23 protein-coding genes and 1 pseudogene are annotated in these 23,736 nt (G+C 70.2%); 4 read left to right on the top strand and 20 right to left on the bottom strand.

Annotated elements, in window-relative coordinates:
* Positions 1-83: 83 nt before the first annotated feature.
* The 11 genes from AWB94_RS16875 to AWB94_RS16825 all read right to left on the bottom strand — a co-directional run bounded on the left by AWB94_RS16875 (position 84) and on the right by AWB94_RS16825 (position 10,208).
* Entirely contained in the window at positions 84-995 is a 912-nt protein-coding gene (locus AWB94_RS16875) for an alpha/beta fold hydrolase (protein WP_062656312.1), read from the bottom strand.
* A 58-nt stretch (positions 996-1,053) separates the two neighbouring features.
* A complete protein-coding gene (locus AWB94_RS16870; protein ID WP_062656311.1) occupies positions 1,054-1,743 on the bottom strand; it encodes a hypothetical protein in 690 nt (229 codons plus the stop codon).
* A gap of 52 nt (positions 1,744-1,795) precedes the next feature.
* Positions 1,796-2,809, bottom strand: coding sequence for a uroporphyrinogen decarboxylase/cobalamine-independent methonine synthase family protein (locus tag AWB94_RS16865; protein ID WP_062656310.1), 1,014 nt, complete (start codon positions 2,807-2,809; stop codon positions 1,796-1,798).
* 25 nt (positions 2,810-2,834) lie between these two features.
* Complete coding sequence (gene mnmA / locus AWB94_RS16860; protein ID WP_062656597.1) at positions 2,835-3,902, bottom strand: tRNA 2-thiouridine(34) synthase MnmA; 1,068 nt, start codon at positions 3,900-3,902, stop codon at positions 2,835-2,837.
* Positions 3,902-5,086: a cysteine desulfurase family protein gene (locus AWB94_RS16855; RefSeq protein WP_062656309.1), complete on the bottom strand. Its 1,185-nt coding sequence runs from the start codon at positions 5,084-5,086 to the stop codon at positions 3,902-3,904. The genes mnmA and AWB94_RS16855 overlap by 1 nt, the downstream gene beginning before the upstream one ends.
* Before the next feature lie 44 nt (positions 5,087-5,130).
* Positions 5,131-6,018 (bottom strand): lysophospholipid acyltransferase family protein, encoded by an 888-nt coding sequence (locus AWB94_RS16850; RefSeq protein ID WP_062656308.1) that lies wholly within the window; start codon positions 6,016-6,018, stop codon positions 5,131-5,133.
* On the bottom strand, positions 6,015-6,863 hold the full coding sequence (locus tag AWB94_RS16845; protein WP_062656307.1) for a GNAT family N-acetyltransferase: 849 nt from the start codon (positions 6,861-6,863) through the stop codon (positions 6,015-6,017). Before AWB94_RS16845 ends, AWB94_RS16850 begins: the two co-directional genes overlap by 4 nt.
* Before the next feature lie 91 nt (positions 6,864-6,954).
* Positions 6,955-7,605, bottom strand: a complete 651-nt coding sequence (locus AWB94_RS16840) for a nitroreductase (protein WP_062656306.1) — start codon at positions 7,603-7,605, stop codon at positions 6,955-6,957.
* On the bottom strand, positions 7,602-8,315 hold the full coding sequence (locus AWB94_RS16835; RefSeq protein ID WP_062656305.1) for an SDR family oxidoreductase: 714 nt from the start codon (positions 8,313-8,315) through the stop codon (positions 7,602-7,604). Before AWB94_RS16835 ends, AWB94_RS16840 begins: the two co-directional genes overlap by 4 nt.
* A gap of 106 nt (positions 8,316-8,421) precedes the next feature.
* Positions 8,422-9,378, bottom strand: a complete 957-nt coding sequence (locus tag AWB94_RS16830; protein WP_062656304.1) for an electron transfer flavoprotein subunit alpha/FixB family protein — start codon at positions 9,376-9,378, stop codon at positions 8,422-8,424.
* A gap of 38 nt (positions 9,379-9,416) precedes the next feature.
* Positions 9,417-10,208 carry an electron transfer flavoprotein subunit beta/FixA family protein gene (locus AWB94_RS16825; protein ID WP_024450491.1) on the bottom strand — a complete coding sequence of 264 codons (792 nt, stop codon included), beginning with the start codon at positions 10,206-10,208 and terminating at the stop codon, positions 9,417-9,419.
* 195 nt (positions 10,209-10,403) lie between these two features.
* Between AWB94_RS16825 and AWB94_RS16820 the strand changes: the two genes are divergently transcribed.
* Genes AWB94_RS16820 through AWB94_RS16810 form a run of 3 tightly spaced genes read left to right on the top strand, consistent with a single transcriptional unit; the run spans position 10,404 to position 13,991 of the window.
* On the top strand, positions 10,404-11,183 hold the full coding sequence (locus AWB94_RS16820; RefSeq protein ID WP_062656303.1) for a class I SAM-dependent methyltransferase: 780 nt from the start codon (positions 10,404-10,406) through the stop codon (positions 11,181-11,183).
* Positions 11,180-12,721 (top strand): 1,4-alpha-glucan branching protein domain-containing protein, encoded by a 1,542-nt coding sequence (locus AWB94_RS16815; RefSeq protein ID WP_062656302.1) that lies wholly within the window; start codon positions 11,180-11,182, stop codon positions 12,719-12,721. Before AWB94_RS16820 ends, AWB94_RS16815 begins: the two co-directional genes overlap by 4 nt.
* 28 nt (positions 12,722-12,749) lie before the next feature.
* Positions 12,750-13,991 (top strand): glycosyltransferase family 4 protein, encoded by a 1,242-nt coding sequence (locus AWB94_RS16810; RefSeq protein WP_062656301.1) that lies wholly within the window; start codon positions 12,750-12,752, stop codon positions 13,989-13,991.
* Positions 13,992-13,994: 3 nt separating this feature from the next.
* Here AWB94_RS16810 and AWB94_RS16805 read toward each other — a convergent pair whose 3' ends face one another.
* Positions 13,995-15,437 carry an HNH endonuclease signature motif containing protein gene (locus tag AWB94_RS16805; RefSeq protein ID WP_062656300.1) on the bottom strand — a complete coding sequence of 481 codons (1,443 nt, stop codon included), beginning with the start codon at positions 15,435-15,437 and terminating at the stop codon, positions 13,995-13,997.
* Between the two features lie 154 nt (positions 15,438-15,591).
* The gene (locus tag AWB94_RS16800; RefSeq protein ID WP_062656299.1) at positions 15,592-16,329 is read right to left on the bottom strand and encodes an acyltransferase; all 738 of its coding nucleotides are present in this window, start codon (positions 16,327-16,329) and stop codon (positions 15,592-15,594) included.
* A gap of 47 nt (positions 16,330-16,376) precedes the next feature.
* Here AWB94_RS16800 and AWB94_RS16795 point away from each other — a divergent pair, with 47 nt between their 5' ends.
* A complete protein-coding gene (locus AWB94_RS16795; RefSeq protein WP_062656298.1) occupies positions 16,377-17,684 on the top strand; it encodes a BamB-related PQQ repeat family beta-propellar protein in 1,308 nt (435 codons plus the stop codon).
* A 1-nt stretch (position 17,685) separates the two neighbouring features.
* Here the strand turns inward: AWB94_RS16795 and AWB94_RS16790 are convergent, their stop codons facing one another.
* The 7 genes and pseudogenes from AWB94_RS16790 to yczE form a co-directional block, all read right to left on the bottom strand.
* The gene (locus AWB94_RS16790) at positions 17,686-18,372 is read right to left on the bottom strand and encodes an esterase (RefSeq protein ID WP_062656297.1); all 687 of its coding nucleotides are present in this window, start codon (positions 18,370-18,372) and stop codon (positions 17,686-17,688) included.
* 62 nt (positions 18,373-18,434) lie between these two features.
* Positions 18,435-19,586, bottom strand: a pseudogene (locus AWB94_RS16785) (THUMP-like domain-containing protein); the annotation flags it as partial.
* Between the two features lie 13 nt (positions 19,587-19,599).
* Positions 19,600-20,601 carry a class I SAM-dependent methyltransferase gene (locus AWB94_RS16780; protein WP_062656296.1) on the bottom strand — a complete coding sequence of 334 codons (1,002 nt, stop codon included), beginning with the start codon at positions 20,599-20,601 and terminating at the stop codon, positions 19,600-19,602.
* Positions 20,602-20,610: 9 nt separating this feature from the next.
* Positions 20,611-21,303 (bottom strand): enoyl-CoA hydratase-related protein, encoded by a 693-nt coding sequence (locus AWB94_RS16775; protein WP_062656295.1) that lies wholly within the window; start codon positions 21,301-21,303, stop codon positions 20,611-20,613.
* 1 nt (position 21,304) lies between these two features.
* On the bottom strand, positions 21,305-22,168 hold the full coding sequence (locus tag AWB94_RS16770; RefSeq protein ID WP_109762167.1) for an NUDIX hydrolase: 864 nt from the start codon (positions 22,166-22,168) through the stop codon (positions 21,305-21,307).
* A 61-nt stretch (positions 22,169-22,229) separates the two neighbouring features.
* Positions 22,230-23,069: an ABC transporter ATP-binding protein gene (locus tag AWB94_RS16765; RefSeq protein WP_062656293.1), complete on the bottom strand. Its 840-nt coding sequence runs from the start codon at positions 23,067-23,069 to the stop codon at positions 22,230-22,232.
* The gene (yczE, locus tag AWB94_RS16760; RefSeq protein ID WP_062656292.1) at positions 23,030-23,719 is read right to left on the bottom strand and encodes a membrane protein YczE; all 690 of its coding nucleotides are present in this window, start codon (positions 23,717-23,719) and stop codon (positions 23,030-23,032) included. Before yczE ends, AWB94_RS16765 begins: the two co-directional genes overlap by 40 nt.
* Positions 23,720-23,736 lie beyond the last annotated feature (17 nt).

The following is a 23,736-nucleotide window of genomic DNA, read 5'->3' as shown; positions in this document are numbered from 1 at the left end:
CACCACACCGTGCTGCATCCACGATGAACGACGGGCCGGCAGAAGCGATGAGTACTTCGCTACCTGTCCTCGACGCGACAGGATCAGGCGGGCCTGTCGGCCCCGGCGCCCAACGCCAGGAACGTCCGCAGCCGGTCCAGCACCAAGTCCGGACACTCCTCGATGATCCAGTGCCCGGCGCCGGGCACCAGTTCGAGGTCGAAGTCGCAGCAGTGTTCGGGCAGCACCCGCAGCAGTTCGGGGGTCAGCACCGAATCCTCGGTGCCGTGCAACCAGCGGACCGGGACGGTGACGTGGTGCTGGTCGTACTCGCCGCGCATCCAGCGCGAGGCCTCGCGGGTCTGGAAGGTGCGGTACCACTTGGAGCCTGCGACGGCATAGGCCGGCCGGGCCAGACAGGCCCGGTAGAAATCCATGTCCTCGGCGGGGGTCACGTAGTCACCGCCGACCCAGGAGCCCAGCAGCCGGAAGAGGCGCATCTTCGGGTCGGCGATCACCTTGGGACCGATGACGGGAAGCAGCATCGGGATCTGGTACCACATCCGCCAGATGTTGGCGAAGGCCGTCAGATCGCGCTTGAGCCACGGCACGGCGGTGTTGATCCCCATGAACGACGCCACCTTCTCGGGGTGACGCAGCATGAAGATGGTCGCGACGGGACCGCCCCAGTCGTGGGCGACCAGGCGCACCGGACCGACGCCGAGGGCGTCCACCACACCGGCCAGGTCGTCGGCCAGGTCGTTCTTGAAGTAGCGGTCCCCCGGCGGGGTGGAACTCCAGCCGGCACCGCGCAGATCCGGGCACAGCACCCGGTACCCGTCGGCGGCCAGCGGTTCGATATGGCGGCGCCACTCCCACCAGTTCTGCGGGAACCCGTGCACCAGCATCACCGGCGGCCCGTCCGCGGGGCCGGCGTCGGCGACGTGGATCGTCACGCCAGAGCCGAGGTCGAGGTAACGGTGCTGCACGCCGGGGAGATCGGGCGGGTTGTCCATGGAGACAACCTACGCGATGACCCCCGGTATCCGATACCACCGGTAACGAATCAATGTGTCAGCGTACGGCCAGGCCGGAGGCTGCCTTGGCGGCACGCGCCTGCCGGTATCCCAGCACCGCGCCGGCCAGCGGGATGAGCAGCAGCCCGGCCAGGCCGAACCAGGATGTCCACGGCTGCCCGGGCCGGGTGTTGTCCCAGGCGTGCAGCGCGAACAGGTCCACCGGCGCACTCGGGTGCACGGGCGGTTGCGGGATGCCCAGCGGCGCGGGCTGGGGCACCACGACCACCGGCGGCGGGACCGCAACATCAGGCTGCGGCGCGGGCACGGCGGGAATCCCCGGCGCGGGCCCGGGGTGGCGGCCGTTGCCGAACGTCACCTTGGGAGCGACGAAGACCGGCGCCGTGGCGGACAGGCGTGAGCCCGATGATCCCGACGACCCGGAGGAACCGGACGCCGGCGGTTTCGCCGGTTTCGGCGGTTTCGGCGGGGCGGCGACCGCCGGGGACCGGCCGGAGCCGACCACGGCCTGCGGCGCCCGGCCCACGGTGTCGGGGCGGGCCCGGCCGGGCGCACCGCCATTGCCGCCGCCACCACGCTCGGCACGGTGGGCGTTGCGGTCCTGTCCGGCATGGCCGCCGGAATCCCCCGGCTTGGCGCAGGCGATCGCCACGGTCGGGCCGCCGGCCAGCATCAACAGCGAGAGCGCGACGGTACCCGCCGCCACGGTCCGCTTCGCTCGATCCACAGGGCTCCCCCGCCGTCCGGACCTCACCATACTGCGAACCGATGTTTGCGGGCTAGACCGCGTCCGGATCCTCACGCAGCCCGTCTGCGGCCTGCTGCAGCAGACTCAGCGCGCTCCGCGCCCAGTCCGCGGTGGCGCCGGCCAGCCCGCACGCCGGGCTGATGCCGATCCGGTCGCGCAGCACCGTACGGGCAAAGCCCAGCCGGTCGGTGACCGCCGCCGCCGCGCCGGCAACCTGGTCCGGCGCCGGGCGCCGTGACGGCGCCGTTCCGGGGACGACGCCAAGCACGACGGTGCGTCCGGATTCCACGAACTCCCCGATACCGTCCAAGTCGGCGGCGTCCAACGTCGCGGCGTCTACGGCGACTGCTTGAATTTGACTGCCCTGCAACAGCTTCCACGGAGCATCGGGGGCACAGCAGTGCACCATCAGCGCGCCGCCCACCCGCTGGGCACACTCGTCGAGCAACGAGCCGGCCACCGCGGCGTCGACCGGATGCACCGCCGACATGCCGGTCACCCCGGTCAGCCGGCCGGCCAGTGCAGCGGGCAGCGACGGTTCGTCGAGCTGCACCACCACCTCGGTGCCGATGCGGCGGGCCACCGCGGCCCGGTGTGCGGCGACGCCCTCGGCCAGCGAGGCCGCCAGGTCACGCACGGCGCCCGCGTCGGTGATGGCGCGGTGCCCGTTGGGCAGTTCCAGCTGGGCGGCCAGCGTGATCGGGCCGGGCACCTGCACCTTGACGGTGCGGCCCTGGCTGCCGCGCAGACCGGCCTTCTCCCAGGCCTCCTCCAGCGCGTCGAGATCCTCGTCGAGCAGGCTGACCGCGCGGCGCAGCACGGCGCTGCGGCCAGGACTGATGCGATAACCACGGGGCACGGTGTCGATGCCGATGTCCACCAACAGCGCACCGGCGCGGCCGATCAGATCGGCGCCGATCCCGCGGGCGGGCAGCTCGGCCAGGTGCGGCAGCGTGTGCAGTTCGCCGACGATCACCTCCGCGGCCTGGCGCGCCGACGCGCCGGGCCAGGATCCGATACCGGTAGCGGCGGCGAAAATACTCACGCAGCCAACACTATTCGATCGTCATTCAGCGCACGATGGTGGCGCTGCCGAGTACCTCGTCGCCGGCCGGATCCGGCCGGTAGAGCACCATCGTCTGGCCGGGCGCCACGCCCCGCAGCGGGGTGCGCAGTTCGGCGTGCAACTGCCCGTCGCGCAGCTCGACGACGGCGTCCACCACGCCGCCGTGGGCGCGGACCTGCACCACGCACTCCACCGGACCGGTGGGCGCGCTGCCGGAGGTGAACACCGGCTTGTCCCCGCGCAGCGTGGTGATGTCCAGTTCGACGGCCGGGCCGACGCGCACCGTGCCGGTGTCCGCGTCGATCCCGGTGACATAGCGGGGCGCCCCGTCCGGACCGGGCCCGGCGATGCCGAGACCCTTGCGCTGGCCGATGGTGAAGCCGTGCACGCCGTCATGCTCGGCCAGCACGGTGCCACCGGTGTCGACGACGGCGCCGGGCCGGACGCCGATCCGGGCGCCCAGGAACGCACGGGTGTCCCCGGACGGGATGAAGCAGATGTCGTGACTGTCGGGCTTGTCGGCGACGGCGAGCCCGCGCCTGGCGGCCTCGTCGCGGATCTGCGGCTTGGGGGTATCGCCGATCGGGAACAGCGCGTGCCGCAACTGGGTGGCGGTCAGGACGCCCAGCACATAGGACTGGTCCTTGTCCGCGTCCACGGCCCGGCGCAGCCGGCCGCCTTCCAACCGGGCGTAATGGCCGGTGGCCACCGCGTCGAAGCCCAGTGCCAGCGCCCGCGCCGACAGCGCGGAGAACTTGATCTTCTCGTTGCAGCGCACGCACGGGTTCGGGGTCTCGCCACGGGCGTAGGAATCGACGAAATCGTCGATCACGTCTTCCTTGAAACGGTCGGCGAAATCCCATACGTAGAACGGGATGCCGAGGATGTCGGCGACCCGGCGTGCATCGCCGGCGTCCTCCTTCGAGCAGCAGCCGCGCGATCCGGTGCGCAGCGTGCCGGGCGCGCTGGACAACGCGAGATGGACGCCGACGACATCGTGGCCGGCGTCGACCATCCGGGCGGCAGCCACCGAGGAGTCGACGCCGCCGCTCATCGCGACCAAGACCCGCATCACAGCACCCCCGCACTGGCCAGGGCCGCCGCCCTGGCTCGTTGCACCGCCGCGGGCAGCGCCGCCAGCGCGGCATCCACGTCGGCGTCGGTGCTGGTGTGCCCCAGGGACAGGCGGAGTGAACCGCGTGCGGTAGCGGGGTCGGCACCCATCGCCAACAGCACATGCGAGGGCTGCGCCACCCCGGCCGTGCAGGCCGAACCGGTGGAGCACTCGATACCCTTGGCATCCAACAACATCAACAACGAGTCGCCCTCGCAACCCCGAAAAGTGAAGTGGGCGTTACCCGGCAGTCGTCGATCGCCGAGCGCACCGTTGACGTCCACATCCTCGATGGTCTCCCGTACGCCCTCGACCAGACGGTCACGCAACGCCGCGACCCGCGCGCCGGTGGCCTCCAGGCCCTCGACGGCCACCCGGGCGGCCGCGGCCATGGCCACCACACCGGCGACATCGGGTGTGCCCGAACGGACATCGCGTTCCTGGCCGCCGCCGTGCAGCAAGGGCAGACACGCGGTGTCGCGGCGCAGCAACAGCGCGCCGACGCCCATCGGGCCGCCGAACTTGTGCGCGGCCACCGACATGGCGGCCAGCCCGCTGGCCGCGAAACCGACCGGGATGTGGCCGACGGCCTGGATCGCGTCGCTGTGCATGGGGATATCGAATTCGGCTGCAATGGAAGCCAATTCAGCGATCGGCTGGATGGTGCCGACCTCGTTGTTGGCCCACATCACCGAGATCAGCGCGATATCGTCGTGCTCGGCCAGAACGGCGCGCAGCGCCTCGGGCGAGACGGAGCCGTCCGAGGCGACAGGCAGCCAGCTGACCTCGGCGCCCTCGTGCTGCACCAGCCATTCCACGGCGTCCAGCACGGCGTGGTGTTCGATCGGTGTGGTGACGATGCGGCGCAGCTGCGGCGACGCATCCCGGCGGGCCCGGTAGATGCCCTTGACCGCGAGGTTGTCACTCTCGGTGCCGCCGGCGGTGAAGATGATCTCGGACGGGCGGGCGTCCAGCAGGGCGGCCAGCGCCTCACGGGCCTCCTCCATCCGGCGCCGTGCCGAGCGTCCCGACGTGTGCAATGAGGACGCGTTGCCCACCGTCGCCAGCACAGCCGTCATCGCCTCGATGGCAGCGGGGTGCATCGGCGTGGTGGCGGCATGGTCGAGGTAGACGGCGGTCATAGCCTGTCCAGGATAGCCGCCGGATCGTCGGCCGGACCCGCAGGTCAGGCCGCGACGATCTCCCCCGCTTCGCTCGCCCCTGCAACATCCCCCGTCGCTTCGCTCGCCGCGCGCTCATGCCCGTGCGCGCGCCGGACCGCGTCCCCACGCACCGCCGCCTCGCACCGGGCCTTCAGGTCGCGGCGGGATGTGCCGGGCAACTGCAGCGACTGCACCCGCACGTGCACGATGGTGCGCCGCGCGGTGACCAGGCGCCGGATCGACGCCAGCAGGGTGTCCTCGCCGATATAGGCCGGAACGGTGGACGGACGGCCGTCGCGATGGTGGTAGGTCAGCCGCAGCGGCTGCACCGGACGGCCGGCGTCGACCGCGGCCTGGAACATGGCCGGCCGGAACGGGCCGTAGCCCAGCCCGCACCAGGTGGTGCCCTCGGGGAAGGCCACCACGGTGTGCCCGGCCCGCAGCCGGGCGGCCACCGCGTTGACCACGCCGGGCAGCCGGCGCAGATTGCCCCGGTCGATCGGGATGACCTTCATGAGACGCGCGACCACGCCGAGGGCCGGCCAGTCGATCAGGTCGGCGCGCGCCACGAACGAGCCGGGCATGACCGCGCCGATGGCGAAGATGTCCAGCCACGAGACGTGCCCGCTGACCACCAAGACGCCGCGCAGGTTACGAATCGGTCCGCCGGACACCGTGATCCGCACCCCGATGCAACGCAGCATCAACCGGCAGTACCCCCGTTGGATATGGGACCGGCCGGGCATCGGCACCGCCAGCAGCGGTACCGCGGTGATCAGCAGCACCGCGCCGATGACCCGCAGCGTCGTGCGGGTCCAGACGGCCGGCCGGGAGCCCAGCGGCGCGGCACCGGCGTGCATACAGCTGGCGTCGCAGGAGGCCTGCGGCAACCAGGGGTGGTGCGCGGTCATGCGCCGGCCGCCATCTCGCCGGCCTGCGCAACCGAGCGCAGCCGTTTCAGGTACCGCACGTCGGCCTTGCGTTTGTCCAACAGGGCCGGGAAATCGCCGACGCCGAAGTCCGGGTCGTGCGCGGGCTCACCGCACACCTCGGCGCCCAGGCGCAGGTAACCGCGCATCAGCGCGGGGACACTGACCCGCGCGGGTGGATCGATCTCGTCGAGGGTGCGCCCGTCGATGGTCACCGGCCGGTACGGGCGGACGGTGTACTCCGCCGGTGCACCGTGCCTGCGGAGCACGAAATCGCGCACGCCGCGCAGCTGGCTGCCGGGGATTTCGTACATTGGATGCGTGGGCACCGATACGCAGCCGGTGACGTAGTCGTATCCGCAGCGGTCCAGGTAGGCCAGGATGCCGGCCCACATGAGTAGCACCACGGCGCCGTTGCGGTGATCACCGCGCACCACCGCGCGGCCCATCTCGACCAGGGAGGGACGCAGGGTGTCCAGCGCCCGGACGTCGAATTCGGTTGCGGTGTACAGGCTGCCCGCGGCGATGGCGCCCGGCGGCGGCAGCATCCGGTAGCAGCCCACCAGTTCCCCCGAGGTGTCCTCACGGACCAGCAGGTGGTCGCAGAACTGGTCGAAGCGGTCAGCGTCCAGCCCGGCCTCGAATCCTGGACTGGTGGATGTCAGGGCGAATCCGGGTTCGGAGGTGAACACATGGTGGCGCAGACGCTGCGCGGCTTCGATGTCGCCGGCGTCGGTGGACAGCAGCAGGGTGTAGCGCGGGCCGGCGGCAGCGGGCGCCGCGTGATCGGTGTCATCAGCCGGTATGAGTACGGATGCGGTGCTCATAACCAGCACGGTCGCCCACCCGGGTCTCCGGAGGGCATCGGGCGCGTGACGTGTCCGTGCACGCTCAGTGACGAAATGTGGCCAGCGCCGGCTATTCGACGAACACCACGTTGTCCTGCACCGGGTTGCGCGGGGTCGTCAGGTTGTTGGCCGGGAACGCGGGATCCGGGTAGCCGATCGCCAGGCCGCACAGCACCGTGAGCTCGTCCGGGATGCCGAGGTGGGCCCGCAGGATCTCGGGATACGCCGCGATGGACACCTGCACACAGCTGCCGAGTCCGCGCTCGGCGAGCGCCAGCAGCAGGGTCTGCAGGAACATGCCGACCCCCAGGGCGTCGACCACGCCCAGATCGCGGTGCATGCACACCACCGCGCCGACCGGCGCCCGGAAGAACTCCCAGTTGCGCAACTGGGCCAGCCGCCGGCCGTCCTGGTCGTGACGGGCGATCCCCATCGAGCCGTACACCAGGCCGCCGAGCTCCTGCCGCAACGGCAGGTACGTCTCGGGGATCCCGGTGGTCACCGGCAGCTCGAGGGAGGCCTCCGCCAGCAGCGCCTCGACCAGCCGGTCCCGGCGCGGGCCCGAGGCGAGGAACAGCCGCCACGGCTGGATGTTGGAGTTCGACGGGGCGCGCATGGCGAGAGTGAGCGCCTCTTCGAGCAGTTCCCGGGGAACGGGCTTGTCCCGCAAGAACAATCGAGTCGAGCGCCGCTTTCGCGCGAGATCCCCGAGGTCGGTCATGGCCGTGGCACGCGCGCGTCCCCGGTGACCAGGCTGGCGCGCTGCAGCGGGGTACCGAAGTAGGTGGCCTGGGCGTCGACCACGACGGTCTTGTCGCTGCCCTGGGCGGCCAGCACGCGGCGAGCCAGGTCGGCGAAACTGATCTGCGCCGGTCCGCCGATCTCGATGATGCCGTCGCGCGGATCCGCGGTCGCGGCATGGGCCACCGCGGCCGCGACATCGTCGGACGCGACCGGCTGGATGAGCGCGTCCGGTGCGCGGACCACGTCGCCGGCGTCCAGCGAGGCCACGATGGCCTCGGTGAACTCCTCGAACTGGGTGGCCCGCACGATCGTGTACGGCAGGCCGGATGCGGTGATGGTCCGCTCCTGCGCCACCTTGGCCCGCAGGTATCCGCTCTCCGGCAGCGTGTCGACCCCGACGATGGACAGCGCGACGTAGTGCCGGACGCCGGCCGCCTTGGCAGCGGCCACCAGGTTGGCCGTGGAACGGGTGAAGAAGTCCATCACCGGGCCGTCGTCGAACGACGGTGAGTTGACGACGTCGACCAGCACGTCGGCGCCCGCCAGCGCGTCGGTGAGTCCGTCTCCGGTGAGCACGTCGGCACCCGACGTGCGGGACGCGGCGACGACATCGTGTCCGTCGCTGTTGAGCAGGTCGACCACCTTCGAGCCGATCAGGCCGGTGGCCCCGATAACCGAAATTCTCATACACCCAGACTGCCGCTCGGGGCCCGGGATGGAGCCCTTGAAAACCCGTAGTCCAGAGTACGAAAAAGCCCCCGGACGCGCGTCCGGGGGCTTCTTCGTGAAGCGATCAGCCCTTGCGGGCCTTGATGGCGTCGGTGAGCTGCGGGGTCACCTTGAACAGGTCGCCCACGATGCCCAGGTCGGCGATCTCGAAGATCGGCGCCTCTTCGTCCTTGTTGACCGCGATGATGGTCTTGGACGTCTGCATACCGGCACGGTGCTGGATGGCACCGGAGATGCCGAGCGCGATGTAGAGCTGCGGCGACACGGTCTTACCGGTCTGGCCGACCTGGAACTGGCCCGGGTAGTAGCCCGAGTCCACCGCGGCGCGGGAGGCGCCGACGGCGCCACCGAGCGCGTCGGCCAGGTCCTCGACCACCTTGAAGCTGTCCGCGCTGCCCACACCGCGGCCACCGGCGACCACGACACTGGCCTCGGTGAGCTCCGGGCGGTCACCGGCGACGACCGGCTCGCGGGACGTGATCTTGGTCGCATTCTCGGCCTGGGCCGGGACCTCGACGTTGACAACCTCGCCGGCACCGTCGGCCGGGGCGGCCTCGACAGCACCCGGGCGGATGGTGATCACCGGCAGCTCACCGGTGGCCTGGGCCTCGACGGTGTAGGCGCCACCGAAGATGCTGTGCACGCCGATGCCACCGTCTTTGAGTTCGACGATGTCGACGAGCAGACCCGAGCCCAGGCGCGCGGCCAGCCGGCCGGCCACCTCTTTGCCCTCGGCGGTGGCGGCGATGACCACACCGGCCGGCGCGGCCGACTCGGCCAGCGCGGCCAGCACGTCGACCTTCGGGGTGACCAGGTAGGTGTCCACATCGGCCGACTCGGCGACGTAGATCTTGGCGGCACCGGCGGCCTTCAGACCGTCGGTCAGGCCGGCGGCGGTGCCGGGGGCGGCCACCACGACGGCGGACGGCTCGCCCAGAACCCGGGCGGCGGTGATGAGTTCGGTGCTGACCTTCTTCAGCGCACCATCGGCGTGCTCGACGAGCACAAGTACTTCAGCCATGAATATGTCCTTAAGTGTGTGTCTGAGGGATCGGGCGACTAGATCAGCTTCTGGGCGACCAGGTACTCGGCGACCTTGGTGCCGCCTTCACCTTCGTCGGTGATCTTCTCGCCGGCGGTCTTCGGCGGCTTCGGGGTGGACGACAGCACCTTGGTGCCGGCGTTGGCCACGCCCACCTCGTCCGCCTCGACACCGATCTCGGCCAGGGTCAGGACGGTGACTTCCTTCTTCTTGGCGGCCATGATGCCCTTGAAGGACGGGAAGCGCGGCTCGTTGATCTTCTCGTTCACGCTGACCACGGCGGGCAGGGTGGCCTCCAGGCCGAATACGCCCTCGTCGGTCTCCCGCTCGGCGGTGACCTTGCCGCCCTCGACGTTCAGCTTGCGCACGTGGGTCAGCTGCGGCAGGCCCAGGTACTCGGCGATGACGGCCGGGACGGCGCCGCCGACACCATCGGTGGCCTCGTTGCCGGCGATGACCAGCTCGGTGCCTTCGATGGTGCCCAGCGCACGGGCCAGGGCCCAGCCGGTCTGGATGACATCGGAACCGTGCAGGCCGTCGTCCTTGAGGTGGACCGCCTTGTCGGCACCCATGGACAGGGCCTTGCGGATGGCTTCGGTGGCGCGCTCGGGACCGGCGGTCAGCACGGTCACGGTGCTGTCGCCACCCTCGCGCTCCTTGATCAGCAGCGCTTCCTCGACCGCGCGCTCGTTGATCTCGTCCAGAACGGCGTCGGCCGCCTCCCGGTCGAGAGTGAAGTCGCCGTCGGTGAGCTTGCGCTCCGACCAGGTGTCAGGGACCTGCTTGATCAGGACCACGATGTTCGTCATGACTGTGGTTCGTCCTCCTCGATGAGGCCGTCAGCCGGCCTGGGCATATCACGAATTACGCAACGGCCACCAGGTTACCCGTCGGTAACTTTTGCGGCACGCAAGGACACCATAACCGCTCAATCCGCTCATCAAGACCTCACGGTCGCCGGGCACCGTTCGCGAACACCTCATCACGGGTTAGCCTGCCTTCCAATGAGCACATTCGGTTCGGTCGACAACCCGGGCGCGCAGCCTTCGCTGCCGCTGACCGGTGAACGCACCATTCCCGGCCTCGCCGAGGAGAACTACTGGTTCCGCCGGCACGAGGTGGTCTACCAGCGGCTGGCCGAGCGCTGCGTCGATCGCGACGTGTTGGAGGCCGGGCCCGGCGAGGGTTACGGCGCCGATCTGATCGCCGGCGTGGCCCGCCGGGTCATCGGCGTGGACTACGACGAATCCGCGGTGGCCCACATCCGGGCGCGGTACCCGCGCGTGCAGATGCACTTGGGAAATCTGGCCAACCTTCCCCTTGCCGATGCGTCGGTGGACGTCGTGGTGAATTTCCAGGTCATCGAGCACCTGTGGGATCAGGCCCAGTTCGTCGGCGAGTGTTTCCGCGTGCTGCGGCCCGGCGGCGTGCTGATGATGTCGACCCCGAACCGGATCACCTTCTCCCCCGGCCGGGACACCCCGCTCAACCCGTTCCACACCCGGGAGCTGAACGCCGCCGAGTTGACCGAACTGTTGACCGACGGTGGCTTCGTGATGGAAGCCATGCTCGGCGTCTATCACGGTGCGGGCCTGACTGCGATGGACGCCCGGCACGGCGGTTCCATCATCGACGCCCAGATCGCCCGCGCGGTCGCCGGCGCGCCGTGGTCGGACGAGCTGCTGGCCGATGTCGCCGCGGTCAGCACCGACGACTTCGACCTGACCGATGCCCGGGAAATTGACGACAGCCTGGACCTGGTGGCGATCGCGATCCGGCCATGAGCGAGCCGGTACCGGGCCTGTTCACCCTGGTCCTGCACACCCACCTGCCGTGGCTGGCCCACCACGGGCGCTGGCCGGTCGGCGAGGAATGGCTCTACCAGTCCTGGGCGGCGTCCTATCTGCCGCTGCTGCGGACGCTGCGCACGCTGGCCGCCGAGGGCCGCGGACGCCTGGTCACCCTGGGCATGACGCCGGTGGTGACCGCCCAGCTCGACGACCCGTACTGCCTGGCCGGGATGCGGCACTGGCTGGCCAACTGGCAGCTGCGCGCACTGGAGGCCACCACGGTCCGGTCCGGCACCGCGTTCGCCGCGCCGGAAGCCATGCGCGCGTTCGGAACTCACGAATTCGAAGCGGCCGAGCGCGCGCTCGACGAGTTCGGCTCGCTGTGGTGCCACGGCGCCAGCCCGCTGCTGCGCGGACTCATCGACGGCGGCACCATCGAACTACTCGGCGGCCCGTTGGCCCACCCGTTCCAGCCGCTGCTGCACCCGCGGTTGCGCGAATTCGCGCTGCGCGAGGGCCTGGCCGATGCCGCGCACCGCTTCGCGCACACCCCGACGGGCATCTGGGCGCCTGAATGCGCGTATGCGCCGGGCATGGAAACCGGTTATGCCGCAGCCGGTGTCAGCCATTTCATGGTCGACGGGCCCTCGCTGCACGGCGACACCGCCGTCGGCCGCCCGGTCGGCGAGTCGAACGTCATCGCGTTCGGGCGCGATCTGCAGGTCAGCTACCGGGTGTGGTCGCCCAAGTCCGGCTATCCGGGTCACGCCGCCTACCGCGACTTCCACACCTACGACCACGTGACCGGCCTCAAACCGGCACGGGTCACCGGCCGCAACGTGCCGTCGGCGGAGAAGGCACCGTATGACCCGCAGCGGGCCGACCGCGCGGTGGACGCCCATGTGGCCGATTTCGTCGAGGTGGTGCGCCGCCGACTGGTCGACGAGGGCGAACGCACCGGACGCCCGGCCCACGTGGTGGCGGCGTTCGACACCGAACTGTTCGGCCATTGGTGGCATGAGGGCCCGCTGTGGCTGGAGCGGCTGCTGCGGGCGCTGCCGTCCGCCGGCATCCGGGTCGGCACCCTGACGGACGCCATCGAGGCCGGTTTCGTCGGCAGCTCCGTCGAATTGCCGCCCAGCTCTTGGGGTTCCGGCAAGAACTGGCAGGTATGGAATGGGCCGGCGGTGAGCGATATCGTGCAGCTCAACAGTGAGGTGGTGGACACCGCGCTGACGGCGGTGGACAAGGCACTGGATGCGACCGACGCGCCGCACACCCGCGACCGGGTGGCCGACCAGATCCTGCGCGAGACACTGTTGACCGTTTCCAGCGACTGGCCCTTCATGGTGAGCAAGGATTCGGCGGCCGAATACGCCCGCTACCGCGCGCATCTGCACGCGCATGCGACCCGCGAGATCGCCGCCGCGGTGGCCGCCGGGCGGCGCGACCACGCACAGCGACTGGCCGAGGACTGGAACCGCGCCGACGGGTTGTTCGGCGCGCTCGATGCCAGGAGGTTGCCGCGATGAGCGCTCGCGCGAAGAGCAGAGGGCACCGATGAAGATCCTGATGGTGTCGTGGGAGTACCCGCCGGTGGTGGTCGGCGGATTGGGCCGGCACGTGCATCACCTGGCCACCGCGCTCGCCGAGGCGGGCCACGAGGTGGTGGTGCTGTCCCGGCGGCCCGCGGGCACCGACCCGAGCACCCATCCCTCCACCGACGAGGTGAGCGAGGGGGTGCGCGTCGTCGCCGCCGCGGAGGACCCGCACGAGTTCGACTTCGGCACCGACATGATGGCCTGGGTGCTGGCGATGGGACATGCCATGACCCGGGCCGGCCTGGGCATCCGCACCCCCGCCGGGCGGCCCTGGCGCCCGGACATCGTGCACGCGCACGACTGGCTGGTGGCCCATCCCGCCATCGCGCTGGCCGAGTTCTTCGACGCCCCTTTGGTTTCGACCATCCACGCGACCGAGGCGGGCCGGCATTCCGGTTGGGTGTCGGGCCCGATCAGCCGCCAGGTGCACGCGGTGGAGTCCTGGCTGGTGCGCGAATCCGACTTCCTGATCACGTGTTCGGCGTCCATGGGTGACGAGATCACCGAACTGTTCGGGCCCGGCCTCGCCGAGACCCGGGTGATCCGCAACGGAATCGACGCCGCCGCATGGCCATTCGCCGAACGCGACGCACACGACGGGCCGCCCCGGCTGCTCTATCTGGGTCGGCTGGAGTACGAGAAGGGCGTGCAGGACGCCATCGCCGCGCTGCCACGCATCCGGCGCACGCATCCGGGCACCACGCTGACCATCGCCGGTGACGGCACGCAGCGCGACTGGCTTGCCGAGCAAGCCCGGAAATACAAGGTGGTCAAGGCGATCGAGTTCGTCGGGCGCCTCGACCATGCCGAGCTGGTGCAGATGCTGCACACCGTCGACGCCGCCGTGCTGCCCAGCCACTACGAGCCGTTCGGCATCGTCGCGCTGGAGGCCGCCGCCACCGGCACTCCCCTGGTCACCTCCAATGTGGGTGGCCTGGGCGAGGCCGTCATCAACGGTGAGACCGGCGTGTCCTTCCCGCCGCACAACATCGCCCAGCTGGCCGCCGCCGTGCGTACCGTGCTGGACGACCCGGCCGCCGCGCAGCGCCGCGCCATCGCCGCCCGCGAGCGCCTCAACCACGATTTCGACTGGCACACCGTCGCCGCCGAGACTGCCCAGGTGTACCTGGCCGCCAAACGTGGTGAGCGCAACCCACTGCCGCGCCGGCCGATCATCGAGCACGCACTGCCGGACCGCTGAGGCTCAAAAAGGCGGTTCGCCTTGGCTTTTGAGTCGTTGTTGACATAGCCGCTCCTTCCGCTCGTCGATGCGCGCTTGGTTGCCGGCGCGTTCGGCCCTGATCCGCTGGGTCCGTTCCTGGGCGCGGGTTCGCCGACGGGTAGGCATCTTGAGCTCGCGCCCGGCGGCCGGATCTGCGCGGCCCAGCGTCGGCGTCCCGGTCGGGGCGCCGAGCTCCGGGAACCAATGCGCCCCGTGGGGTGTGGTGGTGTAGGTGTTCCCGCTCGGCGTGGCCCAGACGACGGCACCGTCCGGCAGTTGGAGGTCGCTCCAGCCGGTGTGGAAGGTCTTGAGCAGGTGATGGAATCGGCAGAGCAGCTTGAGGTTTGACGGATGTGTCGGGCCTGCCGGCCATGGAACGGTGTGGTCGATGTCGCACTCGGTCGCGGGTACATCGCAGCCGGGGAAGCGGCACGTCAGGTCGCGGCAGCGGACGAAATCCGCGAGTGCGACACTCGGCCGGTACCCGGGTTCGGCCTGCGCCGGCGGGATTTTCACCCGTTTCACCGTGGCTCCATCGGTGACGAGCTGGGTGATCTGTTCGGCCGGGATCAGTCCATGGTCGGGCAGCAGCCCCGAAGCGTGCGGGTCACCGCTGAGGCCGGCTTCGTCGGCGATCAGGTGGATCACGAACCTGCCGTTGACTGGCGCCGCGGCGACCTCGATGGCCGGGCAATTGTCCTGACCGCACTGACAGGCCAACGGGCGGCCCATCGCCAGCGCTCCGATGGCGTCGGCGCGACGCTGCGCCTTCGTTCGCGGATCTCTACGGCACACCCCGTCGGCGAGCACGTTCAGCGCCGCGTCGAAGGCCGCGGCATCGGCGGCGCGTGCGCGGGCCCAGATATCGGCGACACCGGGTGGTCCGGGATCAATATCGACGCGCCGTTTTTCGACGGCCGGACGCGGAGCACGCACACCGGCCGGATCGTTGCGGGCGATGATCTCGTCGACGCGTTTCTGTTGCTGTGGGCCCGAATAGCGAGCCCAGCCGGCTACTTTGGCGGCGATATTGGCATCGATGACGGTCAACCGCGCGGGATCCTCGACCAGATCGGTACGCGCCACCACGGTCGCGATGAGTCGCCTGTCGACTGCACCGGTGGCATACACGGCGGCCACCGCGGGCAGCCGTTCACGCAATGCGATCGCCAACTCGACCTGTGCCTTGGCGCGCCGCTGCGATACCCCCTGGGCAGCCGCAACTTCGGCTGCCAGGCCGCTGTAACCGTCGATGACCCAGTTGAGTTTCTCCACGTCGCCCTCGGGCGAGCGGAGCTCGTACAGGTCGGCGATTGCGGACAGCCGGGCCGCCCCGGCGGCGTTCTCCTGACGACTGGCCGCAGCCATCGACTCCAGCGCCTCGGCGGCCTGTCGACGCTCCGCATTCACCACACTATCGAACATGTGTTCGATTTTAGTCGGCTCCACCGACACGCTACGCACCAAAATGCCTAAACGCGGCAGCCCCGTCGCTTAGCTGAGCTAGCCAATCAGGGCCAGGTACCTAGCTCACCTCAGCGATGCGGATGGCGTCGAGCGGAGAAGCTCCATTGCCCGCTCAGCGGGCGGCTTTCTTCCGCTCGATATCCGCCAGTGCCGCCGCCAGTTCGGCGCGGTCGGCGGCGGAAGCATCCCAAGCCACCTTGCGGTTCTTGACCACCTTGGCCGGCGCGCCGACGGCGATGGAGTAGTCTGGGATCTCCCCCTTGACCACCGCGTGCGCGCCCAGCACACAGCCGCGCCCGATCGACGTCCCGCGCAGGATGGTCACCTTCGCCGCGACCCAGGTGTCCGGCCCGATCCGTAGCGGGCTCTTGACGATGCCCTGGTCCTTGATCGGCAGTTCCAGGCTGTCCATCTTGTGGTCGAAGTCGCAGACGTAGCACCAGTCGGCCATCAGCACCGAGTCACCCAACTCGATGTCCAGGTAGGTGTTGATCACGTTGTCGCGCCCCAGCACCACCTTGTCGCCGATGCGCAGCGAACCCTCGTGACACCGGATGGTGTTCTTGTCCCCGATGTGCACCCACCGACCGATCTCCATGGTGGACAGTTCCGGGGTGGCCTGGATCTCCACGCCCTTGCCCAGGAACACCATGCCGCGGGTGATGATGTGCGGGTTGGCCAGCTTGAATTTCAGCAGCCGCCAGTACCGGACCAAGTACCACGGCGTGTACGCCTTGTTGGCCAACACCCAGCGCAAGGAGTCGGTGGTCAAGAATCGCGCCTGACGCGGATCACGCAGTCGAGAACCGCGCCACCTCTTGTGAAGGGGTGCGCCCCACATCGTCGTCATGGCCGGTCAGCCTACGCGAGGGTGGCACCGGATAGTCTCGGGACTCGATGCCTGCTTCCACGACGTTGCCTGCTTCCTCTACGGCGATACGCCGCTTCGCTGCTGTGCTGGGTGTTGCGGCGCTGACCGTGACTTCCTGCGGGAACACCGACTCCTGGGTGGAGGCGCATCCCGCCCAGGGCTGGTCGGCCCAGTACGCCGACGCCGCCAACAGCAGCTACACCCCGGTGGACGGGGCGAACACACTCAAGCTGGAGTGGAGCCGGTCGGTCAAGGGTGACCTCGGCGCGCAGGTCGCCCTGGGCGCCGGCGGATACCTCGCCGCCAACGCCCAGACCGCCGACGGCTGCTCGCTGATGCTGTGGGAGAGCGACAACAACGGCAGGCAGCGCTGGTGCACCCGGCTGTGGCAGGGCGGCGGTATGTCCAGCCCCCTCATCGACGGCTTCGACAACCTCTACATCGGTCAGCCCGGCGCCATCATGTCGTTCCCGCCGACCCAGTGGATCCGCTGGCGCCAACCCGTCATCGGGATGCCCACCACGCCACGGCTACTGGACCCCGGCCAGCTGCTGGTGCTCACCCATCTGGGTCAGGTGCTGGTGTTCGACGCACACCGCGGCACCGTGATCGGCACCCCGATCGATCTGGTGGCAGGAGTCGATCCCACCGATGCGCAACGCGGCCTGCAGGATTGCGCGCCGGCCCGGCGCGGCTGCCCGGTGGCGGCGGCACCCGCCTTCTCGGCGGACGCCGGCATCGTGGTGGCCACCCTGTGGGAGCCGCAGGCACCGGCCCCGGCACTGATCGGCCTGCGGTACACGCCGAACCAGACACCGATGCTCACCCGCGAATGGACCAGCACCGCCGTCGGCGGCGGCCCGCTCGCCGCCCCGGTGCTCTCGGCCGACGGCCGCACCGCCTACGTCAACGGCCGCGACCGCAAGCTGTGGGCGCTCAACACCGCCGACGGCACGCCGAAATGGTCGGTGGCACTGGACTTCCAACCCCAGACCCCGCCCTCGGTATCACCGCAGGGCGTGATCGTCTCCGGCGGCGGACCGGGCGCCAAACTGGTCGGTGTCAGCCCCGACGGCAAGATCGCCTGGACTCGTGACGACGCCGAGCCGCTCTCGACATCGAGTCAGGCCGGTGCGCGGGTGGCGTACACGGTGACCCGCGACGGTGCGAACGGCTTGGCGCTGTTGGCCTTCGACCCCACCGACGGTCACACCCTCAACCGTTATCCCCTGCCGGAGGCCACCGGGTGGCCGGTCGGCGTGTCGGTCGGCCACGATCGCCGCGTGATCGCCGCCACCAGCGACGGCCAGGTCTACGGTTTCGCCCCGGCCTGACTCAGGCGATCATCGGGTCGATGGGCCCGCGCGGCACCGATACCTGCACGGCCCCGGCCGCTTCCGGCAACAACTCACCCTGGCTGAAGAAGAAGATGATCGCGTCGTTGGTGATCGCGAAGTTCTGATAGTTCACCGGGTCCAGGCCCGCCGCGGGTGCCACCGGATTGACCAGACCCGACTGCTTGGCCAGTTCGGCCTGCACCACCGGGAAGATCGCCGGCAGCGGGTCGGTGCCCGCCCGGAACAGGTTCTCGAAGGTGATCGGCTTGCGGAGCGCCTGATCCCAGTTGAAGGCCTTGTAGAAGGTCTGCGGGTGCGCACCGCCGACGTTCTGGTAGGTGGTGAAGACCACCGACTGCGTGGCCCGGGGCGGCACCGACGAGTTGTACTGGGTTGTGGTGGTGTCCAACTCGTAGGGCATCCCGCGCGAGTCCGGCGTCCGCGCGACGTTCAGGAACCCGTCCCGGGTCTGCTTGACGTAGTCGAAGACGGCGTTCTGGTTCGGGAAATCGGTCGGGAAGGTGATATTCAGGGTGTAGGCCGGATCGGTGGCCTGCACCACGCAGGTCGAGTCAGGCCCCGGGTTGCCGCCCACATCGGAGCATTTCGGCGGGGCGGCCGAGGCCACTGCCGTGCTTGCGGACCCCAGCAGCACAAGAGACACGGCCAGCGAAACAACACGCATCGGGTGACTTCCTCCGAGTCCGGGACGGCACGGGCGCCGTCGCCGTCAGATTACCTGTGGCGTCATCGCGACGGCCGACAAATGAACGCCACCGCACGACTCGCCGCGCCGGTGCCGATCCGGGTGATCACCACGCTGAACCGCTCGGCGCCCCGCGGTTTGAGGCGCCGCCGCAACGCGTCCGGGTCGACGTCCACTCCGCGCACCAGGATCTCGACCGCTCCGGCATCACGCGCGCTCAGTTCCCGACGCAACCGCTTCTCGTCGAACCCGATCTCGGCGAGCACCTCGAAACCCCGCACCCCGTCCGGCAATTCGTCACCGGACAGGTAGGCGATATCGGGATCCAGTTGCCACAGCCCGTGCCTGGTCCCGTACTGGCGTACCAATCCGGCCCGCACCACGGCGCCATCGGGGTCGACGATCCAGCGCCCCGCCGGCGCCACCGCGCAGTCGTCGGGATCGGCGTCGGTGACCTGCTCGCCCCGGTCCAACAGGGTGGCCCGGCGCTCGGCGGTGGCCAGCCCGGCCGACCACAGACACGCCTCGCGCACGCTGCCGCCCAGAGAGCACACCTCGATCTCACCGTGGAAGCCGAGCTCACCGAGCTGGCCGAAATCGATTCCGGGGGCGCATTTCACCACCAGGTCGCGACCGCGGTAGACCTCCAGCAGCAGATCCAGCGCCGGGGTGTAGTCGCGCGGGTCGAATCGCCGCCGGCCCGCGCTGCGCCGGGCCGGGTCGGCCACCACGACGGTGTCGCGGGTGACCGGTACCAGGGCGTCGGCGCGGCACAGCTGCACACCGGCGACGTTGCTGCGGGCCATGGCAAGTCGCACCGGGTCCAGGTCGCTACCGAGCAGCACCGCGGTGGTGTCCCGCAGGGCGGCCAACTCCGCGCCCACCGAACAGGTCACGTCGTGCACACGCCGGCCGGCCAGCCGAGCGGCGCGGTGCCGGGCCACCGGCTCTGCGGTGCACTGCTGCAATGCCTCGTCGGTGAACAGCCAGCCCGCCGGGTCGACGAACTTGGCCGCCGCCCGGCGCCGCAGCAACACCGTCTCCACCAGCACGGCGGTACGGTCACCGAAACGCGTTCGCGCCGAGGCGATATCGGCCACCCGGCTGGCCTCGGTCAGCCGGTAGCGACCGACTTCGGCCAGCGCCGCCCGGCCTTGATCGCCACGCAGATAGGCGACGTCGTCGAGGCCGAACGCTACCCCCACGTCAAGAAGGCTTGACCCCGGTGACCATCACGTTGTAGAACCAGCCCTTGGGCACCACCCGGCGCCACACGTTGGAGTCCACCCACGACAGCGACGTCCAGCTGTTGAACGCGAATTTCGCCCAGCCCCAACCCAATTTGCCGGGGGGCACCGACGCCTCGAAGGTGCGGATCGGCCAGCCCAGCATGGCGGCGGTGAATTCCTCGCTGGCGGTGGCGACCTCGACCGCGCCGGCGTTGATGGCCATCCGCTCCAGATCCGACGGCTCGAAGGTGTGCAGGTCCACCACGGCCTCCAGCGCGGCGGCGCGCGAGGACTCGTCCAGTTCGGCCTGCGGCCGGCGCCAGCCTTCCAGGCCGGGCAGCTTGGTGATGTTGGTGGACAGGTGCCAGGTCAGCGTCGACAGGTTGCGGGCGTAGACATTGCCCTTACTGGTCGGCTCGCCGGCGAAGACGAAGCGACCGCCCGGCTTGAGCACCCGCACCACCTCACGCAGGGACAGTTCCACGTCGGGGATGTGGTGCAACACCGCGTGCCCCACCACCAGATCGAAGGTGTTGTCCTCGTACGGGATGCCCTCGGCGTCGGCAACCCGACCGTCGACGTCCAGTCCCAGGCCCTGACCGTTACGGGTGGCCACCTTCACCATGCCCGGTGACAGGTCGGTGACCGAACCGCGCCGGGCCACCCCCGCCTGGATCAGGTTCAGCAGGAAGAAGCCGGTACCGCAGCCCAGCTCCAGGGCCCGGTCGTAGGGCAGTTCGCGCTGCACCTCGTCGGGCACGATGGCATCGAACCGGCCGCGGGCGTAGTCGATACAGCGCTGGTCGTAGGAGATGGACCACTTGTCGTCGTAGGTCTCGGCTTCCCAGTCGTGGTAGAGCACCTGGGCCAGCTTGGTGTCCTTCAACGCGGCCTCGACCTGTTCGGCCGTGGCGTGCGGGTTGGGGGCCGCGTCGGCGGCGACATCAGTGTCGGCGGGCGTGTGGTCCGTGCTCGTCATATGGGCAGCCTAACTCCCGGTCACGGTGCCGAAGACCTCGACGTAGTGGCGCACCCCGTCACCAGCGCCGTCGAGCATCGCCTTGGCCCCCGCCAGCACGTGCGCGGGCGCCTCCAGGAAGCGCCGTGCCCGGCCCAGTGCGGCGTCGTACACCCCGTCCGGGGCCACCATCTCGTCGATCAAGCCGATCTCCAGGGCCTCCTGCGCGCCGACGAACCGGCCGCTGAACACGAGGTCCTTGGCCCGGCTGAGCCCGATCGCGCGGACCAGGCCGGTCGTGCCCGCCGTGGGCAGCAGCCCGGCAAGCACCTCGGTGGCGCCGAACTTGACGTTGTCACCGGACACCCGCCAGTCGGCGGCCAACGCCAACGCCAGCCCGGAACCGAGCGCGTACCCGGTCACCGCCGCGATCGTGGGTTTCGGGATGCCGGCGACGGCATCGACGGCGGCCCGGCACGCCCGGGTGACGCTCTCGGCGTCGCCGGGCCGCAGCCGGCGCAGCTCGGGCACGTCGTCACCGGCGCAGAACACCTCGTGGCCGCCGTAGAGGATCACGGCGCCGACGGCCGGATCGCCGCCCAGCTCCGCGGCCGTCTCGCCGATCTCCCGGCACATCTGGCGGGTCAGCGCATTGCCCGGCGGGCGGGACAGCGCCAGGGTGCCGATGCCGTCGTCGACGACCGGGGTGACGAATTCGCGCACGTCAGTACCCCTGCGGTGCGCGCCGGTTGCGCACGGCGTTGTACCGGGCGCCGTCGAAGAATTCGATGTCCCAGTCGCCGGTGCCCTTGTCCGCGGACAGGGTGGGCTCCATCGCGACGATCTTGCGCTCGGTGGCCAGCACCTCGGCCACGGTGCGCCCGTTCAGCGAGTCCAGCTGCGACCAGGTGGGCGGCAGCAGGAACGAGCGGCCCTCGGCGAACTCGTCGAGTGCGGCCTGCGGCGTGGACCAGAACGCGCGGTCGCTCTCGGTGTTCTCCCCGTCGGCGCGCTGGCCGGCCGGCAGCGCGCCGACGAAGAAGTAGGTGTCGTAGCGGCGGGTGCGCTCCTCTTTCGGGGTGACCCAGTTGGCCCAGGGCCGCAGCAGGTCGGCCCGCAGGACCAGTTTCTCGGTGCGCAGGAAGTCCGCGAAGGACAGCGAGTTGTTGGCCAGCGCCGCCCGCTGGTCCCGGTACACCGACGCGTCGTCGACGAGGATGTCCGAGTCGTCGGCCGCTCCGGCGAACAGCACCCCGGACTCTTCGAACGTCTCGCGGGCCGCGGCGCACACCAGCGCCTCGGCGAGGTCGACATCGACGTTGAGGCGCTCGGCCCACCACGTCGGGGCGGGGCCGTACCAGGCGATGTCCTGGCCGTCCCCGGGGGCAGGAGCGGAGCGACTGGGGGGGTTTTTGTAGTCGCGTTCGTCGACACCGCCGCCGGGGAAGACCATCACCCCCGCCACGAAGTCCATCGCGGAGTGCCTGCGCATCAGGAAGATCTCCAGCGACTCCGGGGTGCCCCGATCGCGCAGCAGCATGACCGTCGATGCCGGCCGGGGAGTCAACGGATCGTCGGGGGTACTCATGCGCCGGCCTCGCAGGCTCGGACGGCACATTCAGCGCCGATGATTCGCTCGCAAGCTTCGCTCATGCGCGCCTCCTGTGTGCCGCCCGGCTGCGGACCCGCCGCGCGAAATAGCGTCCGTCGACCATCTCGAGGGCGATCGACTGCCCGAAGGCGGTGGACAGGTTCTCCGATGTCAGCACATCGGTGAGCAGACCGGAAGCGACCACGGCACCTTCGGACAGCAGCAGGCAGTGGCTGAAGCCGGGCGGGATCTCCTCGACGTGGTGGGTGACCAGGACGATGGCCGGCGCGTCCGGGTCGGCGGCCAGGTCGGCCAGCCGCGCCACCAGTTCCTCGCGGCCGCCCAGGTCCAGACCGGCGGCGGGTTCGTCGAGCAGCAGCAGCTCGGGATCGGTCATCAGCGACCGCGCGATGAGCACGCGCTTGCGCTCACCCTCGGACAACGTTCCGTAGCTGCGGTCGGCCAGGTGCTCGGCGCCGACGCTCTCCAGCATGTCGACGGCCTGCTCGTAGTCGACGTCGTCGTACTTCTCGCGCCAGCGGCCCAACACCGCATAGCCGGCCGAGACCACCAGATCGCGCACCAGCTCGTCGTCGGGCACCCGCTGGCTCAGCGCCGAACTGGACAATCCGACCCGGCTGCGCAGCTCGGCCATGTCAGTGCGGCCGAGCCGCTCCCCCAGCACGAACGCGGTGCCCGAGGACGGATGGTCGACGGCGGCGGCGATGCGCAGCAGCGAGGTCTTACCGGCCCCGTTGGGTCCGATCACCACCCAGCGTTCGTCGAGCTCGACAGCCCAATCGAGCGGCCCGACCAGGGTTTTGCCGCCGCGGCGCAGGCTGACTCTGGCGAAATCGATCAGCAGGTCTGGATCGGATTCACGCTCGGTGTCTGGCACTCGCCCATCGTAGTGTCGAGCTCCTTGCCGACCCGGGAGCGCCCCGGGACGCCGAAGTCGTGGAACAGCAGCCGGCGCGGCATGAACCGCAGGATCAGCTGGACCAGCGGGCCGATGCCGAAGGCGTACACCACGGTGCCGACACCGACGGTGCCGCCGAGCAACCAGCCGGCCGCCAGCACGGTGGCCTCGATGGCGGTGCGGACCAACCGCACCGAGAGACCGGTGCGCGCCACCAGGCCGGTCATCAGGCCGTCCCGCGGGCCGGGGCCCAGCCCGGCCCCGATGTAGAGCACGGTGCTGATGGCGTTGAGCAGCACCGCGCCCAGCATCAGGGCGATGCGGGCCGGCAGCGACTCCGGCGCGGCCAGCAGGGCCAGTCCGGCATCCACGGTCACCGCGATGACGACGACGTTGGCGACCGTGCCGATGCCAGGCTTGTTGCGCAGCGGGATCCAGGCCAGCAGCACGATCACGCCGACCACCGCGGTGGCGGTTCCGATCGTCATCGGCGTGTGCCGGGTGAGGCCCTGGTGAAACACGTCCCACGGGTCCAGTCCGAGGCCGGCGCGCACCATCATGGCCATCGACAGGCCGTACCCGACGAGCCCGACCAGCAGCAGCGCCGCCCTGGCGATGCCGCCCCTCATGCGTGATCGGGGAAGCG

This window comes from Mycolicibacterium canariasense (assembly GCF_002101555.1).
In the GTDB taxonomy this organism is placed as follows: Bacteria; Actinomycetota; Actinomycetes; order Mycobacteriales; family Mycobacteriaceae; genus Mycobacterium; species Mycobacterium canariasense.
The sequence above is the reverse complement of the archived record's forward strand: the minus strand, read 5'-3'. Positions and strand labels throughout refer to the sequence as shown.

Excerpts from the sequence above, each read along its gene's own strand:
- AWB94_RS16875 (WP_062656312.1), bottom strand. The coding sequence starts at position 995 with ATGGACAACCCGCCCGATCTCCCCGGCGTGCAGCACCGTTACCTCGAC.
- mnmA (WP_062656597.1), bottom strand. The coding sequence starts at position 3,902 with ATGCGGGTCTTGGTCGCGATGAGCGGCGGCGTCGACTCCTCGGTGGCT.
- AWB94_RS16855 (WP_062656309.1), bottom strand. The coding sequence starts at position 5,086 with ATGACCGCCGTCTACCTCGACCATGCCGCCACCACGCCGATGCACCCC.
- AWB94_RS16850 (WP_062656308.1), bottom strand. The coding sequence starts at position 6,018 with ATGACCGCGCACCACCCCTGGTTGCCGCAGGCCTCCTGCGACGCCAGC.
- AWB94_RS16845 (WP_062656307.1), bottom strand. The coding sequence starts at position 6,863 with ATGAGCACCGCATCCGTACTCATACCGGCTGATGACACCGATCACGCG.
- AWB94_RS16840 (WP_062656306.1), bottom strand. The coding sequence starts at position 7,605 with ATGACCGACCTCGGGGATCTCGCGCGAAAGCGGCGCTCGACTCGATTG.
- AWB94_RS16835 (WP_062656305.1), bottom strand. The coding sequence starts at position 8,315 with ATGAGAATTTCGGTTATCGGGGCCACCGGCCTGATCGGCTCGAAGGTG.
- AWB94_RS16830 (WP_062656304.1), bottom strand. The coding sequence starts at position 9,378 with ATGGCTGAAGTACTTGTGCTCGTCGAGCACGCCGATGGTGCGCTGAAG.
- AWB94_RS16825 (WP_024450491.1), bottom strand. The coding sequence starts at position 10,208 with ATGACGAACATCGTGGTCCTGATCAAGCAGGTCCCTGACACCTGGTCG.
- AWB94_RS16820 (WP_062656303.1), top strand. The coding sequence starts at position 10,404 with ATGAGCACATTCGGTTCGGTCGACAACCCGGGCGCGCAGCCTTCGCTG.
- AWB94_RS16815 (WP_062656302.1), top strand. The coding sequence starts at position 11,180 with ATGAGCGAGCCGGTACCGGGCCTGTTCACCCTGGTCCTGCACACCCAC.
- AWB94_RS16810 (WP_062656301.1), top strand. The coding sequence starts at position 12,750 with ATGAAGATCCTGATGGTGTCGTGGGAGTACCCGCCGGTGGTGGTCGGC.
- AWB94_RS16805 (WP_062656300.1), bottom strand. The coding sequence starts at position 15,437 with ATGTTCGATAGTGTGGTGAATGCGGAGCGTCGACAGGCCGCCGAGGCG.
- AWB94_RS16800 (WP_062656299.1), bottom strand. The coding sequence starts at position 16,329 with ATGACGACGATGTGGGGCGCACCCCTTCACAAGAGGTGGCGCGGTTCT.
- AWB94_RS16795 (WP_062656298.1), top strand. The coding sequence starts at position 16,377 with ATGCCTGCTTCCACGACGTTGCCTGCTTCCTCTACGGCGATACGCCGC.
- AWB94_RS16790 (WP_062656297.1), bottom strand. The coding sequence starts at position 18,372 with ATGCGTGTTGTTTCGCTGGCCGTGTCTCTTGTGCTGCTGGGGTCCGCA.
- AWB94_RS16780 (WP_062656296.1), bottom strand. The coding sequence starts at position 20,601 with ATGACGAGCACGGACCACACGCCCGCCGACACTGATGTCGCCGCCGAC.
- AWB94_RS16770 (WP_109762167.1), bottom strand. The coding sequence starts at position 22,168 with ATGAGTACCCCCGACGATCCGTTGACTCCCCGGCCGGCATCGACGGTC.
- yczE (WP_062656292.1), bottom strand. The coding sequence starts at position 23,719 with ATGAGGGGCGGCATCGCCAGGGCGGCGCTGCTGCTGGTCGGGCTCGTC.